At 52.3% G+C, this 15,217-nt stretch carries 17 protein-coding genes and 2 tRNA genes; 14 read left to right on the top strand and 5 right to left on the bottom strand.

Going from position 1 to position 15,217, the window contains the following annotated elements:
* Nucleotides 1–95 precede the first annotated feature (95 nt).
* The 4 genes from HFN16_RS09650 to HFN16_RS09635 form a co-directional block, all read right to left on the bottom strand.
* Nucleotides 96–172 (bottom strand) — tRNA-Asp (locus HFN16_RS09650).
* 45 nt (nucleotides 173–217) lie between these two features.
* A tRNA-Val gene (locus HFN16_RS09645) sits at nucleotides 218–293 on the bottom strand.
* Between the two features lie 102 nt (nucleotides 294–395).
* The gene (locus HFN16_RS09640) at nucleotides 396–773 is read right to left on the bottom strand and encodes a hypothetical protein (protein WP_168890550.1); all 378 of its coding nucleotides are present in this window, start codon (nucleotides 771–773) and stop codon (nucleotides 396–398) included.
* A 26-nt stretch (nucleotides 774–799) separates the two neighbouring features.
* Nucleotides 800–1,135 (bottom strand): zinc ribbon domain-containing protein YjdM, encoded by a 336-nt coding sequence (locus HFN16_RS09635; RefSeq protein ID WP_168890549.1) that lies wholly within the window; start codon nucleotides 1,133–1,135, stop codon nucleotides 800–802.
* Nucleotides 1,136–1,822: 687 nt separating this feature from the next.
* Here HFN16_RS09635 and HFN16_RS09630 point away from each other — a divergent pair.
* From HFN16_RS09630 to HFN16_RS09565, 14 genes are all read left to right on the top strand, one after another.
* A complete protein-coding gene (locus tag HFN16_RS09630) occupies nucleotides 1,823–2,515 on the top strand; it encodes a Crp/Fnr family transcriptional regulator (protein ID WP_168890548.1) in 693 nt (230 codons plus the stop codon).
* 176 nt (nucleotides 2,516–2,691) lie between these two features.
* Nucleotides 2,692–3,021, top strand: a complete 330-nt coding sequence (locus tag HFN16_RS09625; RefSeq protein WP_168890547.1) for a DUF190 domain-containing protein — start codon at nucleotides 2,692–2,694, stop codon at nucleotides 3,019–3,021.
* Nucleotides 3,022–3,122: 101 nt separating this feature from the next.
* A complete protein-coding gene (locus HFN16_RS09620; RefSeq protein ID WP_168890546.1) occupies nucleotides 3,123–3,833 on the top strand; it encodes a DUF554 domain-containing protein in 711 nt (236 codons plus the stop codon).
* Nucleotides 3,834–4,016: 183 nt separating this feature from the next.
* Complete coding sequence (locus HFN16_RS09615) at nucleotides 4,017–5,102, top strand: ADP-ribosylglycohydrolase family protein (protein WP_168890545.1); 1,086 nt, start codon at nucleotides 4,017–4,019, stop codon at nucleotides 5,100–5,102.
* A gap of 32 nt (nucleotides 5,103–5,134) precedes the next feature.
* Entirely contained in the window at nucleotides 5,135–5,932 is a 798-nt protein-coding gene (locus HFN16_RS09610; RefSeq protein ID WP_168890544.1) for a class III extradiol ring-cleavage dioxygenase, read from the top strand.
* 116 nt (nucleotides 5,933–6,048) lie between these two features.
* Complete coding sequence (locus HFN16_RS09605; RefSeq protein ID WP_168890543.1) at nucleotides 6,049–7,263, top strand: PAS and helix-turn-helix domain-containing protein; 1,215 nt, start codon at nucleotides 6,049–6,051, stop codon at nucleotides 7,261–7,263.
* A gap of 306 nt (nucleotides 7,264–7,569) precedes the next feature.
* Nucleotides 7,570–8,355, top strand: coding sequence for an ABC transporter substrate-binding protein (locus HFN16_RS09600; protein ID WP_168890542.1), 786 nt, complete (start codon nucleotides 7,570–7,572; stop codon nucleotides 8,353–8,355).
* Between the two features lie 74 nt (nucleotides 8,356–8,429).
* Nucleotides 8,430–9,092: an amino acid ABC transporter permease gene (locus HFN16_RS09595; RefSeq protein WP_168890541.1), complete on the top strand. Its 663-nt coding sequence runs from the start codon at nucleotides 8,430–8,432 to the stop codon at nucleotides 9,090–9,092.
* Nucleotides 9,093–9,094: 2 nt separating this feature from the next.
* Nucleotides 9,095–9,832: an amino acid ABC transporter ATP-binding protein gene (locus HFN16_RS09590; RefSeq protein WP_168890540.1), complete on the top strand. Its 738-nt coding sequence runs from the start codon at nucleotides 9,095–9,097 to the stop codon at nucleotides 9,830–9,832.
* A 13-nt stretch (nucleotides 9,833–9,845) separates the two neighbouring features.
* Entirely contained in the window at nucleotides 9,846–11,159 is a 1,314-nt protein-coding gene (gene ablA / locus HFN16_RS09585; RefSeq protein WP_168890539.1) for a lysine 2,3-aminomutase, read from the top strand.
* The gene (gene ablB, locus HFN16_RS09580) at nucleotides 11,149–11,988 is read left to right on the top strand and encodes a putative beta-lysine N-acetyltransferase (RefSeq protein WP_247648300.1); all 840 of its coding nucleotides are present in this window, start codon (nucleotides 11,149–11,151) and stop codon (nucleotides 11,986–11,988) included. Before ablA ends, ablB begins: the two co-directional genes overlap by 11 nt.
* Nucleotides 11,957–12,853: a YitT family protein gene (locus tag HFN16_RS09575; RefSeq protein ID WP_168890537.1), complete on the top strand. Its 897-nt coding sequence runs from the start codon at nucleotides 11,957–11,959 to the stop codon at nucleotides 12,851–12,853. The genes ablB and HFN16_RS09575 overlap by 32 nt, the downstream gene beginning before the upstream one ends.
* Before the next feature lie 68 nt (nucleotides 12,854–12,921).
* Complete coding sequence (locus tag HFN16_RS09570) at nucleotides 12,922–13,278, top strand: hypothetical protein (protein ID WP_168890536.1); 357 nt, start codon at nucleotides 12,922–12,924, stop codon at nucleotides 13,276–13,278.
* Nucleotides 13,279–13,414: 136 nt separating this feature from the next.
* The gene (locus HFN16_RS09565; RefSeq protein ID WP_168890535.1) at nucleotides 13,415–13,966 is read left to right on the top strand and encodes a class I SAM-dependent methyltransferase; all 552 of its coding nucleotides are present in this window, start codon (nucleotides 13,415–13,417) and stop codon (nucleotides 13,964–13,966) included.
* A 521-nt stretch (nucleotides 13,967–14,487) separates the two neighbouring features.
* Here the strand turns inward: HFN16_RS09565 and HFN16_RS09560 are convergent.
* On the bottom strand, nucleotides 14,488–15,213 hold the full coding sequence (locus HFN16_RS09560) for a 4Fe-4S dicluster domain-containing protein (protein WP_168890534.1): 726 nt from the start codon (nucleotides 15,211–15,213) through the stop codon (nucleotides 14,488–14,490).
* Nucleotides 15,214–15,217: the final 4 nt, after the last annotated feature.

Raw genomic sequence — 15,217 nt, 5'->3', positions numbered from 1 at the left:
TTATCTGCCATGACAACAAATCTGGACTTACTCGCTGACAACGCAATCAAAAGAAAAAGCCCTTACACAATTGTGTAAGGGCTTGATCTTTCTAGTGGCGGAGCCGACGAGACTCGAACTCGCGGCCTCCGGCGTGACAGGCCGGCGTTATAACCAGCTTAACTACGGCTCCGCACTATAATAATGGGGTGTTAAGCGATCCCCAATATTTCAAAGATGGTGGGCGCTACAGGGCTCGAACCTGTGACCCTCGGCTTGTAAGGCCGATGCTCTCCCAGCTGAGCTAAGCGCCCGTAGGAGGAGTCTGTTTAATAGGAGTCGAGCGGGTTGTCAATTCAATTTTCAAAAGAATCATACTTTTTTTCCAATTCAATGCTCATCAACAGTGACGAAACTCAATCGACGTTCTTTATGCTTTCATAATAAGCTAGCAATTCTGCGACTTCTTCTCGCGGAAAAACAACTCTATTCGCGAACACAAACTCATCGTTCATTTGAGGCTGTTGCTCTTCATAGGTTTGATCCCAAACTGAAGCCCAGATATCTATATGATGCAGAAGCTGCAAAGCATACTCTTGCTCCTTCATGGGCAACAAGTAAGCATCTTCAAGGAGCAATCTGCGAATATCCTCATTTCCTTCCCGCAGCACAGATGCATAGAGTAATGACTTTCCATTTTCCAGATACCCTTCATATGCCTTCTCAACTCGCAATAGCATAAAGTTAAGCGTACCCAAAAATCGGACAACTTGGCATTTATCTCCGGATCGCATCACTCCCCTCCGACTCGGCAACTCGACTAGCCTTTCTTCACAACAGAAGTCTTGAGCATCATCGAACCGAATCCGGGGATCTTGCAGGAGATGTCGTGGACACCGTCATCGGGCTCGACCAAACGGATATTCTTGACCTTGGTGCCCTTCTTGATGGGGCCGCCTCCGCCTTTGAACTTCAGATCCTGAATGACGACAACGGTATCGCCATCAACCAGCACATTGCCGTTCGCGTCCTTGTAGACCTTCTCGGCCACATCTTCGGCCTGAAATTCATGGCTGCACTCCGGACAGACGAACATGGTTCCGTCGTGATAGACGTATTCACAATTACATTTGGGGCAATTCGGTATATTATCCATATTTTCCAACCTTTTTTTTGTTGTTAGCCCGCTTCAATGGAAGCGGACAGGCCGCACCTTAACAGAATAGGTGAAAAGGGAAAGCCCCGGTATGCCTGCCCATCCCGGTCAAACTCTCCGGCTTCGACGCTGAAGTTATCAGCATACAGGGAAGCATAGTCCACATTTCGCACGGCAACAAAAAAGCCTTTGGACGATCATCCAAAGGCTTTTGCTACTATTATTCGACCAACTCTTTATTCTCCAGCGCAAAATGCCTTGAACGACTCTTCATCATTCGGAAAACCCTGCTCTTTGGCCAATTCCCAAGGGCGTTCACACTTATTGGTCTTCTGACACCAACTATACCCCGCTGAGGGGATGCAGCCATGCGCATCACGGTCAGCGCCTACCATTGCCTTGGCTGGAGCCTCTTCAGTCTGCGCCCCCGTCTGCTTATAGCAACCAGAGGCCAGAGGGACACATAAACATATGAGTAAGATCAAAATCCGCACCATCATCCTCCTTGTATCGGGAATCTATACAACCTGATATTTCGATAAAACAGACATGCCACATTGTTGGCTCGAAAACCATCCCCCGCTCAACATTTCCTGGCGCCCGAAAGAGAAGTCCTCGAGGTCTCAGCTTGGCAAAGAGATCATTTGGCGATAGCTTTTATCTGACGACAAAACCCCGAGCATATCCATGGAAGACGAGACCACACGCCAAATAATCGAGACGCTGCAAAAGGACGTCAATCTCAACAAGGCAGCCCCGGTCGCTTTGGAAGAGCTGGCGCAAAGCGTAACCCGCCGCAACTTCGACAAAGGGGAATACGTCTTTCGAACCGGCGACGATGCGGACCACTACTATCTGGTGGAAAGCGGACGCGTCTTCCTGTCCCGGGAATCCGCGACAGGCAAAGCCTTCACATTCCTCATCGCCGAGCGGGGGACTCCGCTCAATGCCGTGACTTGTTTCAAGAAGCGCACCCGGTTCTTCTCCGCCCGTGTTGCGGACTCGGCCACACTGCTTACGATTCCCTGTCTGACTTTCAGACAATGGGTACACAGCAATCCTGACGTGGCCATCGGCATCATCAATACCATGGGTGAGTTGCTGGACGGAGCCTACACCCGCATCCTCGACATGATCGACGGCAGCGCGGAAGAGCGGATTCTCAACGCACTGAGCATGCTCTCTTCCCGCATTGGCCCTGACCTGCCTTTGACCAATGCCGATGTCGCGGAACTCGTTGGCACATCTCGAGAAACCGCAGCGCGGGTTGTCTCCCGGTTGCAGGAGTACGGACTCATCACCAAGTCCCGCGGCGTAATACGGATCATCGACAAATCCCGAATCGATGATTCTTCCACAAGCCCCTTCTTCATTATCTGATCAGAATATCCCGCCTCAGTGACCCCGGTCATTGTTGCCTCGCTTCCTTCCCGCGTATCCAATGCCTTTGATTGACCGGATGTCTTCGGTTGATCGCCATGCGGCTTTGCAACCCGATGCACTCCATCGGGAACAGACAGGAAGCCGAATGATGCAACAACGACAAGAGGGAAATCGTGCAAGGATATTTCATCACACTATTCACCCAACAGAACCGGAAACACGAAGGCATTCCGTTAGCCAAATGGATAATTGAAGAAGCCAAGAAGCTGGGAATAGGGGGAGCTACACTCTTTTCCGGCAAGGAAGGGTTCGGCCATGACGGGCGCTTTCATTCAGATAACTACTTCGACCTCGAAGATCCGCCCCTGCAAGTGGCCATGGCCCTGACGCCGGAGGAATGCGACAAACTGATACATCGGATCGAGGAAAGTCAGGTCAGGATATTTTACACCAAGTCGCCAATCGAGTTCGGCTTTACCGCGAACAACTCATCCGCAAACTGATCAACACATCACACCGAATACTGCCGCAACAAGTGGCAGACTCTTGCTTACATCCCTAAACACACTGGGGGAGCGCTGTTGCTCACCTCACAGGAATAGACATGATAGGTCCTTTTGTTAATGGAACAGCACTGTTCGTCGGCAGTGTTGCCGGGGCGCTTATTGGCTCGAAACTCAATGCCAACATCCGATCGCAAATGCCCATGGTCTTCGGATGTGCCTCCATGGGCCTCGGCGTTGCCATGATCGTGAAGGTCAAATTTCTCGCACCAGTGGTCCTAGCCCTGGTGGTAGGCTCGCTCATTGGCGAAATCATCGGACTGGAAACTCTTATCCAGAAATTTGCCGGGAAAGCGCGAAGCCTGATCGCCAAAATCGCCCCGGCTAATGACGACCTCGATCAAGACGAATTCCTGGATAAATTTGTCGCTATTCTGGTGCTGTTCTGTTTGAGCGGCACGGGCGTATACGGGTCCATGACTGAAGGAATGACAGGCGACCCCACCCTGCTCATAGTCAAGTCGATCCTTGACCTGTTTACGGCTCCCATTTTCGCATCGACCATGGGGCTGTCCGTGGCAGTATTGGTCGTCCCTCAGTTCACTGTTCAATCCCTGCTCTACTTCGGTGCCTCGCTCATCCTGCCTCTGACAACCCCTGACATGCTGGCGGACTTTTCGGCATGCGGCGGCATCATCATGCTCGCTACCGGCTTCCGGATCTGCGGGATCAAACAATTCCCTGTCGCCAGCATGATTCCGGCCCTGATAGCCGTCATGCCGATGTCATGGGCATGGGCCACCTATCTGTAGACCGCCCTTTGAGTGTTTGAAATACAGGCCAAACCGGAGAAGGCGAACGAGCGAAGAGGCTGGGCTGGAGGCTAGACAACCCTGTAGGAAGAGTGCAGATTACCATAGACCCGAAATACAAACTGGGGGCAGACCACCCAATGCAGCCCCCGGATCGATTCTATCCAAGCCAAGGAGCCAGCCATGAAACAGCTTAGTTTTAAAGACCGCGCGGCAGGCGCATTGATGGGAGCGTGGATTGGCGACGCTCTGGGCGTAGGGCCTCACTGGTACTATGACCTCAACGAGATGCGCAAAGACTACGGAGATTGGATCGATGGGTACACCACTCCGAAGCAGGGCCGATATCACGATGGCCTGAAGGCTGGGGAGCTCTCTCAGGCCGGATTCATTCTGGAGATGACGGTCCGATCACTTGTGGAGAGCGGCGGATACGATCAGAACGATTTTTGTGACCGCATGGACAAGGACCTTTTCCCTTTGCTCAACGGCGAACCTGCGAACGGTCCTGGCGGCTACACCAGTCAATCCATCCGCGAGGCATGGCGCCGACGGGTCGAGCAGAAATTGCCGTGGACAGAAACGGGCGGCCATGCCGACACGACCGAGGCCATCGAACGCACACTGGCCATTGCCATCCGATACGCCCTCTCGCCGGGAGAATTGGCAAGCACGATCAGCCGCAACACGGTGCTGACCCAGGCGGACGATGTGGTCGTCTCAATGACCGTGGCATATGGCGCAGTGCTCGCAATGCTTGTGCAAGGGCATGCGCTCGACACAGACATTTCTTCGAAGCTCATGACGTTGGTCAAACGCGGGGAGTTGCCCTTCCACGCAGTGACCCGTGAGGGACTCAAGCCTCCTCGTCCCGGCGATCCCGATCCGCCAAGGGAAGGACGCTTCTCCTCGCCTGACGCGCTGCTCTCACCCGGATACATGGCCGCCGCCGCAAAGGATCAGGACATCCGTATCGAGCCGGCGTCCAAGGTTTCCATGGTGTATGGCATGCCCTGCGCCATATACCACATGCTTCCTGCCGCATATTATCTGGCGGCAAGATTCTCAGACGACTTTGAATCCGCTGTGCTCCACTCCCTCAACGGCGGCGGACAGAATCTGGCGCGCACCATGCTGACGGGTGCGCTGGCCGGTGCGCAGGTGGGACTATCGGGTATCCCCGAGCGTTTTATTGAGGGGCTGGACCGCAGCCAAGAGCTGCTGGATTTGGCAGGCAGCCTGGCTGGACAAGCTGCGAAAGAACGATAACCGCCCCGGATGCGGGCACGGAAAGAGAGACAATGAACGACAGCCACAGAATTCTGTATATATCCCATGGCGGCGGCCCCATGCCCATATTGGGCGACGAAGGGCACAAGGAGATGGTCGACAACCTGCGCCATCTGGCCGCAACCATGCCCAAGCCATCAGGCATACTCCTCGTCAGCGCCCACTGGGAGGAAGCACATCCCACGGTTACGGTCGGTCCGACGCCTCCACTGTACTTCGACTATTACGGGTTCCCGCAGGAATCCTATGAGCTGACCTACTCGGCACCGGGATTTGACGCGCTGTCCGAAAAAGTGCGCAGCACTCTGGGCCACGCTGGTATCGAATGCGGATTCGAGGCCGAACGGGGCTTTGATCACGCGCTCTTCATTCCGCTCATGCTCATGTATCCCGAGGCAGATATCCCCTGTGTTGAGATATCTCTCATGAAGGGCCTCGACCCCGCCGCTCATATAGCCTTCGGCGAAGCCTTGTCAGGGATACAACAGGAAAATCTGCTCATCATCGGTTCAGGATTTTCATTCCATAATATGAAGGCATTCTTCACGCCTGATACAGATGAAACCCGAGACTGGAACCGCGCCTTTGACGACTGGCTGGTCGAAACCTGCTCCGACCCGAATCTTTCGGAATCAGACCGTCGTCAACGTTTGATCGAATGGGAGAAAGCCCCTCAGGCGCGCTACTGTCACCCCAGAGAAGAGCACCTGCTCCCGCTACACGTCTGCTACGGCGCGGCAGGTCAGGCATGCTCCAAAGCCTTCAGGATGGAGATCATCAACAAGCATGCAAGTGCCTTCAGGTGGTAGCTGGTCGACAGCGAACGCTGGAGGGATTGAGAATGACTGCGACGCGCGAGCGCCGAGCGCCCAAAAGGTAAAACCACACGGTTTTCATCTCTCACGCACCATGTTAGCTCAATGATATGGATGACAACACAACCCAAATACCTACGCTGGCGGATACTGGAGATGTCGTTGAGGCATGGAATGACGCGATTTTTTACACCGATCAAAGCGGTGTTGTCGTTGAGTCCAACGACGTCCGACTCAACTATCTGCCTCGAACGTCACTAAAGAACGCTTTTTTCTGGAATGTGTTGGCATTGGAAACCAGATCTCTCAAAGAGACCCTCAAACGGTTTCCTCCATTCAATATCCATGAAATCAGTTGCTGCGACGGCCGAAGCTTTCTGATGCGGATCATCCCACTTCCAGAGACGGTTGCTCAGGAAGGAGGGTACGTTGTCATTGCCACCGACAACCAGCCCATGGAAGCGCTTTACGAAAGCTACGAAGAACGGCTGGAAGACAATATCACGGCCTGGTCCGACTCCATCACATTGTTCAACGCCTTTTTTGATATGGCGCTGGACGCGACCTTTCTTATCGACGATGCCGGCACCATCATCGCAGCCAATACCGCTGCTCAGAAGCAACACTCCAGGCCTGAGCAGGGGCTATCCGGAGAAGATTTCAGACGGTTACTGGGCAAACGCTTTCATGCCGCCATTCTCAACGCCATGCACACGATTCAAGCCGGAAAGATATGGACCGAAACGATTGTTGCCATAGACGGTGACGGAGAGGGATTCCCTGTCGAGGCAACCCTGCGCAAAATCAGCTTTACTGATTACTCGCTGTTCCAGCTCATACTTCATGACCTTTCCGAACACCTGGAACTCCAAGAGGACCTTCAGGATCAAAAGGCCGAGGTGAAGGAAAAAGAGATAGCACTACGGCAGGTCATCAAATCCGTGGAGGAGGAACGCAAGGAGATTCGGGAGCAACTGACCAGTCAGGTCAAGAAGCAGATGCTTCCGGCGCTTGAGCGTATTACGACTTCAGACACCCCGGCTGTCCGCGAAGGGTACAAGACCGTCATCGAAGACCAGCTCGTTGACCTTGCCAGCGAATCCTCTGGCGAATTCGATTCGGAACTACTGCGGCTTTCCCCCAGAGAGATGGAAGTATGCCAGCTCATCCAGTTGGGACGTAGCGGCAAAGAAATCGCTGAACTCCTCAACATGTCCTTTGAAACAGTTCAGACACATCGCAAGAACATCCGGAAAAAGCTGGGGCTGAGAGGCAGAAAGGCATCACTTTTCACCTATCTACGCCAGAAGCCCTCACTCGTCTAATCGGGTATACCCGAATACCCGAAAACTACCCACCACACCCCCTTGTCGGGGATACTCATCATTGCTTGAATACGTGCCAAGCCAATTCTAACCACGTGCTCAAGAAACGATGCGATTCAATATCAAGGGATTCACATTAGACACTTCCTGCGTCTTCTTTTCTGCAATTCCAATCGTTGTAGCACTGTTTTTCACGTTCCTTATCGTACTCAACTCGGATGCCAATCTGAAGAACGACCTTACAGAGAAGGGTCAGTTCATCATCATGCCGAGGAACTGCTATCTCAAAACGCCATAGGAGAAATCATGAAGATGATTCGTTTTTCACTGGCCACACTCGCGGTCACGTTATTTGTACTTATGCTCGCAGGCTGCTCGGAAGAGCAGAAGGACTCACTCGCAAGAGTCACCGAAGCTGGTGAAATCAGTTTCGCCATGAGCGGAGGCTATCCCCCATTCAACTTTTACAACGACAACAATGAGCTGGTCGGTTTCGACGTTGATGTGGCCAATGAAGTCGCCGCACGGATTGGCGTAAAGCTCAAGCCCGTCACCACTGAGTGGAGCGGGATCATCGAAGGGCTTCGTTCTGGAGCATATGACGGGATCCTCGGCAGCATGGCTGTGACAGAGCAGCGACTGCAGGTCGTCAACTTTTCCACCCCGTACTATTACTCGGGCGCACAGCTCCTCGTGAAGAAGGACGCCCCCTACTCGACCCCGACCCAATTGAAGGGGAAAACCATAGGCGTCGTAACCGGTACCACTTTTGCCCAAGACGCTGAAAAGCTCGGTGCAGGTGATGTGAAGCTCTACAAAGACGATACGCACACCCTGACCGAACTGAACAGCGGCGTGGTAGATGGCGTTATTACTGATCGTGTAGTGGGCGTGAATGCCATGAACAGCGGCAAGTTCGATATCACCCTGCTAGGCATGCCGCTTCGCGGCGAAGACATCGCCGTAGCCTTTCGCAAAGGCGATGATTCACTGCTCAAAAAGGTCAACGAAGTCCTGACCAGCATGCATCAGGACGGCACGCTTACCAAGCTGAGCCAGAAATGGCTCAACACCGACATTACCGTTCAGTAACAACGTCCTCCTCTCCTGCGCGGCGTTCAAGGGGAGCGCCGCGCATTTTATCTGACTCTTTCATAGGACTGAAAATGTACTTCGATTTTACAGTACTCACGAAATACCTTCCCTTCTTCCTGCCTGCAGCATGGATGACCATCAAGATAACCACGCTGGGAATCCTGCTTGGTCTGGGATTGGGCCTGGGTACAGCTTTCCTTCGCATATCGCAGAAGCGCCTGTTCTCCCTCCCGGCGCGTGCCTATATCTACATCATCCGTGGCACACCGCTGCTGCTCCAGCTGCTGTTCATCTATTTCGGTTTACGCAGCGTTGCGGGGTTCGACGCGCTGACCTCTGCAACCCTTGCACTGGGTATCCACAACGGCGCATACATCGCCGAGATTTTCCGAGGCGCCATCACCTCTATCTCCGACGGACAAATGGAAGCCGCACGCAGCCTTGGGATGCCATACAGCCGCGCCATGATTCGTATCATCCTGCCGCAGGCGTTCAAACGAGCGATTCCGTCTCTCGGTAACCAGTTCATCATCGCCCTGAAGGACTCTTCGCTGGCCAGTACCATCACCATCAACGAGTTGCTGCTCAAATCTCAACAGCTCGCTTCCTCAAACTTCATGATGATGGAGATGCTGTTCATCGCAGCGCTGTTCTACCTTCTTTACACGGCTATTTTCAGCAAAACCTTCCGCTTCATCGAAGCACGACTCGATGTGGGCGGGGCACAGGCATAACAATGGATCAACAACCGATTATTGAAATTTCCGGCCTGAACAAATGGTTCGGAGACAACCATGTCCTCAAGGGAATCGATATCAATATCCACCCTTCCGAAGTCCTCTGCGTCATTGGCGCCAGCGGCTCGGGCAAATCGACCTTGCTTCGCTGCGTAAATTATCTGGAAACGTTTGACCAAGGCCATGTTAAGATCAATGGCTGGGAAGTGACCGGTGACGAAAAGCGCATCAATTCACTGCGGGCCCGCGTCGGCATGGTTTTTCAGCACTTCAACCTGTTTCCCCACATGACCGTGCTCGGCAACGTCATCGAGGGGCCCACGCAGGTCAAAGGAATGAACAAGAAAGAGGCCAAGGAAATCGGCCGATACTTTCTGAACAAAGTCGGCCTGAGTGATAAGGAAAAGGCATACCCGAACACTCTTTCCGGCGGCCAAAAACAACGTGTCGCCATAGCTCGGGCACTGGCCATGGAGCCGGACGTCATGCTCTTCGACGAACCCACATCGGCACTGGACCCGGAGCTTGTGGGTGAAGTTCTCTCTGTCATGAAAGAGCTCGCCGAAGATGGAATGACGATGATGATTGTAACCCATGAAATGGGATTTGCCCGTGAAGTCGCCGACAGTGTGGCTTTCATGGATGAGGGCGTGATCCTGGAAAAGGATGCACCGACGGCCATGTTTGATGCCCCCGTCGAAGCCCGGACTCAGGAGTTCCTGAGTCAGATACTCTAACCAAGGAGACAATTTGCCAATATTCACAGAACACCAGCAAGAGGTCGCGGAGACGCTGCGGGATACTGCCTCCAAGTCGGACTGGACCGACTGGAAATGGCACATCCGCCACTCCATCAAAACCGTGGACGACTTTGAACGCGTTCTCGGCATCACCTTCCCGGAAAAGAAAAAACAGATCTTCGAGCGAACCGTCCGCAAGTTTCCGCTCTCCGTCACCCCATACTACCTTTCGCTCATTGATGTGGACGACTATGAAAATGACCCTGTGTTCCTGCAGTCCTTCCCGTCGCCTGAAGAGTTGAAGATCGGCCGATACGACATGGCCGACCCGCTGCACGAGGATGAAGACAGTCCTGCTCCCGGCATCACGCACCGATACCCGGACCGCGTCCTGTTCCACATAAGCAACACCTGCTCCATGTATTGCAGGCACTGCACCCGCAAACGCAAAGTCGGGGATGTCGACTCTACCCCGTCACGCATCGACCTTGAGCAAGGTCTCGAATACATCCGTAACAATCCTCAGGTACGGGACGTACTGCTTTCCGGCGGCGACCCGCTCATGCTTTCCGACGAAAAGCTTGATTGGATTCTGACCAAGGTCCGCGAAATCGAACACGTCGAGGTTGTCAGGATCGGTACCCGCATGCCTGTGGTATTGCCGTACCGCATCACCCACGATCTGGTTAATATGCTCAAGAAGCATCATCCTCTCTGGATCAACACGCATTTCAACCACCCCCGGGAACTGACGGCATCTTCCCGGCGAGCCCTGAAGCGACTGGCTGACGCAGGCATTCCGCTGGGTAACCAGAGTGTTCTTCTTTCCGGCGTCAACGATTGCCAGCGACTATTCAAGACGCTGAACCAGAAGCTCGTGAAAAATCGGGTACGCCCTTATTACATGTACCAATGCGACCTCTCCGAAGGCCTGACCCACTTCCGCACGCCCATCGGCAAGGGCATTGAAATCATTGAGAGCCTTCGAGGGCACACCAGCGGATTCTCTGTTCCCACGTATGTTGTCGATGCTCCCGGTGGCGGCGGAAAAATCCCGGTCATGCCGAACTACATCGTATCCTGGGGACCGAACAAGGTTGTCCTGAGAAACTACGAAGGCGTCATTACCACATACAACGAACCGTCCTCATACGAGCCCAACTACTGCGACCGGGAATGTTCAACCTGCAACCTCCAACTCAAGGAAAACGACGCCGAAGAAAAGGCTATCGGCATCGAGAAACTCCTGTCTGATTGGGATGACACAACGAGTCTTACTCCGGAAAACAATGAGCGCCTCGAAAGGAGAGAGGATGCAGCCTGATAGTATCATCCATGTAGGCAATTCAGTAGTGCAGCACGGTCCTTCCAATGACCGTGTCTATCTCATGAAGCTTGACCCTGATGACCTGCCTGAGATCGCCCACGAGATTTACGAACTGGGTAGGCAAAATGGCTACACCAAACTCTTTGCCAAGGTTCCAGCCTATGCAACGTCGCATTTCGCTTCGCTGGGATTTGTAGACGAAGCCCGGGTTCCACTCATGCACAAAGGAGAATGCGCCGGGTATTTCATGAGCAAGTACATGGATCAACGCAGGTCCATACCCGAGAACATGGAACGCATATCCAAGGTGCTGGAACAAGCGGAGCGCAAAGCCACAACCTCACAGAGGGCATCCGGCGAGAACGAAGTCGTCAGATTGCGTCTTGGCAATCTCGATGAATTGGCAGCACTGTATTCAACGGTTTTCAAGACCTATCCGTTCCCGGTTCACGATGTGGAATTCCTCAAGGAATCCATGCTGGCCGACACGGCCTTCTTCGGCGTGTTTTCGGACACCAAGCTTGTAGCCGCTGCGTCCATGGAAATGGACATGGAGTGGCAATGCGCAGAGATGACCGACTTCGCAACCCTCCCCGAATACCGAGGAAAGGGTGCTGCGGGGCAATTACTTACGAGCATGGAGAACGCGGCAGGCGATCTTGATATCAACACTGTCTACACCATTGCCCGGGCTGAGAGCTTCGGCATGAACATCGTCTTTTCCCGGGCGGGATACAGTTTTGGCGGAACCCTTCACAACAACACTCAGATAGCAGGCAAATTGGAGAGCATGAATGTCTGGTTCAAGCAGGTCGGAACTCGGTAAAGGGCCGCAATTCCGATTTGATGTTTCATATTCGGTCTGGTGGAATCTGTTTCTCATCACAACCGGCAGCCTGATTGTCACTATCGGCATCAAAAGCCTGGCTGTCCCCTATGAGTTCATCCCTGCCGGGGTATTCGGTCTGGCGACACTCGCCTATTACATGACCGACACGCTTACGCCCGGATGGCTCAACCTGATACTGAACATTCCACTGTTTCTGTTCGCATGGTTCAAGGTCAGCAGACGGTTCTTTTTATACAGTGCATACGCGACCATCGTCACTACCGTGTTCTATGACACTGTTACCGTTCATATGCCCGTACACAGTGAACTGTACGCGGCTATCGCCAGCGGCGTCATTACCGGTTTCGGCGCAGGCCTTGTGTTACGATCCCTTGGTTCGAATGGAGGATTGGATGTCATAGCAGTGTATCTTTACCAGCGGTTCAACCTTGGTATCGGACGCATTTATCTGCTCTTCAACACTCTTCTGTTCAGTTTCAGTTTGCTCAGACTCCCTCTGGACATCGTGATCGTTTCCTTGATCATGGTCTTCATTACTTCGGTTGTTGTCGAGCAGACGCTCTCACTATTCAGCCAACGAAAAGTGGTCTTCATCATCTCAAAAATGGCGGATTCCATCAGTGATGACATCCTCTACAAATTGAAACAGAGCGCCACTTTTCTTAAAGGATTCGGGGCGTTTTCCCGACAGGAAAAGAATGTGCTCATGACGGTTGTCAATAATGTACAGCTCAAGAAACTTGAAGAAATCACCTTCACTCACGACGAAAACGCGCTGTTCATCGTCGAGAACACCTTCTCTGTGATTGGTGCCAGTTTCTCGCGGAGGAAAATATACTAAGGGTCAATGGTGTTAATAGAGGCTTAGATACGGTACAATCGTGACAAATTCGAACCAAGGAGAACTCTATGAACATCGAAACGAAATGGCAGCAACTCATCGAAAATGAGAACGCCATACAACAAGTCATTTCAAGTTTTCCCGTGGATGATAGTGACGAAGACAACGCCATCCGCGTGACAATCATAGCTGCCGCTTTGAAGTGGGCTTTGCAGACCAGTTCCAAAGCCATCTCAACAGCCATGCTCCCGCTCCCGAGAAACACCAACTCAGAAGTCAGCATTAGCGAGTTGGAGAAAAGAGAGAATTTCCAGGCGTATCAAAAGTGGTGGTTTAAGACCCATCCAAACACTCCCCTCTCCATGAAACACTATATGGATTGGCTGGAAGCTCTCAAACTCCTGTGGGAGCAGCTTGAGGAATGACTGCAACACAACAAAGATGCCACATGATCAGCACGATTTTCAATTTGTTTCTATCTGTGTCGAGACCTACTCCAATGAAGAAACTGCATGACACCAGGCATGTAATTTCAAACGCCCCAAACCAGAAGTCTCAGCCATGAAGTCAAAAACAATCACCGAGTCTTTTGTCATAACAACAACCGACATAGCTGAATTGAGACGGCGGTACGACAAGATATTAGAAAATGCGCACTCCAATCTCCAATGGGAATATTTAGCTCACGAGTCTGCGGCCAGAAAACTATGGCGCCACTTTCCTGAAAAGGATGTATGTATCCTTTGCTACGGAAACGACAATGAGTCTACCCAAAAAGCATTGGCAGACAAAGGCTTTACAGTCATCGACAAGCTGCCACCCCACGAACTTCCAGCAATGGGAAGCAGCACATATGACGCCATCATCTCTGTCGGCACATTCGTCAAAAGGGAAGCATCCCCGAATGACCTCGCAGAATTGGCTCGAATCACCAAACCCGAAGGCATGATCCTGCTTTCTCTTCGATACGGCGAGCATAGGAATCCGCTCATTGACCAAGAAATGGAAAGACTGGCCAACGCCGGGATTTGGAAGGTGGTGGAGGTATTTGGAGAGCACTATCTGAAAGATGGTGAAAATCTTTGTAAACTCTACATCCTCCAATCCCAGTAAATAATTTTGTGATGACGACTCGAGTGTCGGTCTACCAGCAGGCCCCTTCAACCATATTGCAAGTTGACCAAAGAAAAAGCCCTTACACGATTGTGTAAGGGCTTTTTCTTTCTAGTGGCGGAGCCAACGAGATTCGAACTCGCGGCCTCCGGCGTGATAGGCAAGCGACTAGCTCTAGCCTGCCTGATTTTATTGGATTAACTGTCGTTTAACGTAGCCTCAATGCGACCCATTGCGTTTAAAGGGCCCACAAGCGGACCACCTCATCTTCCCGCTAATTTCTTTTATACAAGCCACAGTAGGCTCGTCATATTTTACTATTGCTACAACCAGTAGCACTACCGTCCCCATGACATGCCTGTCTTCTGGGGTGAAGGCCACACCATATCGCTCTAACAAGAACCACAGGAGGATTGTTTAGAAATATATGAAATACTATACTGCATCAAAAGATCGGCCCGACCGAAGTCGGGCCGATGGAAAGGGAAGCAGGTTCCCATGCTCAGACATACGTTGGTGTTCTATGAACGTATGGTCCTAATTGGTGAACCCAGCTTTGCCAGTAGTTGTTTCCTGGTAATCAAATCAGGTTGAGCACCAGATGCATCAGCTTCCAGATACTCATAGTAATTAGCCGGAGGAGCCGAAGCCAAATATATGACCCGCGTCTCCTCTGGATCGACCAGCATAGCTTGAGGGAACTTTTTCTTGGCTTTCACCAAGCGTTCTTCAGCCAACTTAAGCATATCCTCGCGGTCTCCAAAGTTCATGGTTCCTGTGGGACAAGCCTGTACGCAAGCCGGAAGCATGCCTATTTTAACCCTGTCTATACACATATCGCATTTGTTTACTACTTTGGTCTCAGGATCCACACGAGGGATGTCATAAGGGCAGGACGAACGGATGGCCTCACCGTCTTCCTTGGCCGTGAGTTCTGTGTAGACAACTGCCCCGGTATCGGGGTCATGCAGAATAGCCTCGGGATTGTTCGGCACATCTGCGCATGGGGCCTCCACACAGTGACGACACTGCTCCGGGAAGAACAGCCATTGCAACTTACCGCCTTCCATTACTTCGGAGAAGCGGACAAGACGAATGGTTTTCGAGGAGAGATCCTTGGGATTCTGATACGAGCCCCAGTTTTTCGTCTTCTCGGCGGGGAGCTTCTTCCATTGTTTACAAGCCACTTGGCAGCCGCGACACGCAGTGCAGCGAGTCAAATCCACGAGAAATGATTTACCGTTCATTGTG

The sequence above is a fragment of the Pseudodesulfovibrio sp. zrk46 genome (genome assembly GCF_012516435.1).
GTDB lineage: Bacteria > Desulfobacterota > Desulfovibrionia > Desulfovibrionales > Desulfovibrionaceae > Pseudodesulfovibrio.
Note: the sequence above shows the minus strand (reverse complement) of the source record. Positions and strands in the feature narration are given on the sequence as shown.

Coding starts and splice junctions, on each gene's coding strand:
- HFN16_RS09640 (WP_168890550.1), bottom strand. CDS start 773: ATGCGATCCGGAGATAAATGCCAAGTTGTCCGATTTTTGGGTACGCTT.
- HFN16_RS09635 (WP_168890549.1), bottom strand. CDS start 1,135: ATGGATAATATACCGAATTGCCCCAAATGTAATTGTGAATACGTCTAT.
- HFN16_RS09630 (WP_168890548.1), top strand. CDS start 1,823: ATGGAAGACGAGACCACACGCCAAATAATCGAGACGCTGCAAAAGGAC.
- HFN16_RS09620 (WP_168890546.1), top strand. CDS start 3,123: ATGATAGGTCCTTTTGTTAATGGAACAGCACTGTTCGTCGGCAGTGTT.
- HFN16_RS09615 (WP_168890545.1), top strand. CDS start 4,017: ATGAAACAGCTTAGTTTTAAAGACCGCGCGGCAGGCGCATTGATGGGA.
- HFN16_RS09610 (WP_168890544.1), top strand. CDS start 5,135: ATGAACGACAGCCACAGAATTCTGTATATATCCCATGGCGGCGGCCCC.
- HFN16_RS09605 (WP_168890543.1), top strand. CDS start 6,049: ATGGATGACAACACAACCCAAATACCTACGCTGGCGGATACTGGAGAT.
- HFN16_RS09600 (WP_168890542.1), top strand. CDS start 7,570: ATGAAGATGATTCGTTTTTCACTGGCCACACTCGCGGTCACGTTATTT.
- HFN16_RS09595 (WP_168890541.1), top strand. CDS start 8,430: ATGTACTTCGATTTTACAGTACTCACGAAATACCTTCCCTTCTTCCTG.
- HFN16_RS09590 (WP_168890540.1), top strand. CDS start 9,095: ATGGATCAACAACCGATTATTGAAATTTCCGGCCTGAACAAATGGTTC.
- ablB (WP_247648300.1), top strand. CDS start 11,149: ATGCAGCCTGATAGTATCATCCATGTAGGCAATTCAGTAGTGCAGCAC.
- HFN16_RS09575 (WP_168890537.1), top strand. CDS start 11,957: ATGTCTGGTTCAAGCAGGTCGGAACTCGGTAAAGGGCCGCAATTCCGA.
- HFN16_RS09570 (WP_168890536.1), top strand. CDS start 12,922: ATGAACATCGAAACGAAATGGCAGCAACTCATCGAAAATGAGAACGCC.
- HFN16_RS09565 (WP_168890535.1), top strand. CDS start 13,415: ATGAAGTCAAAAACAATCACCGAGTCTTTTGTCATAACAACAACCGAC.
- HFN16_RS09560 (WP_168890534.1), bottom strand. CDS start 15,213: ATGAACGGTAAATCATTTCTCGTGGATTTGACTCGCTGCACTGCGTGT.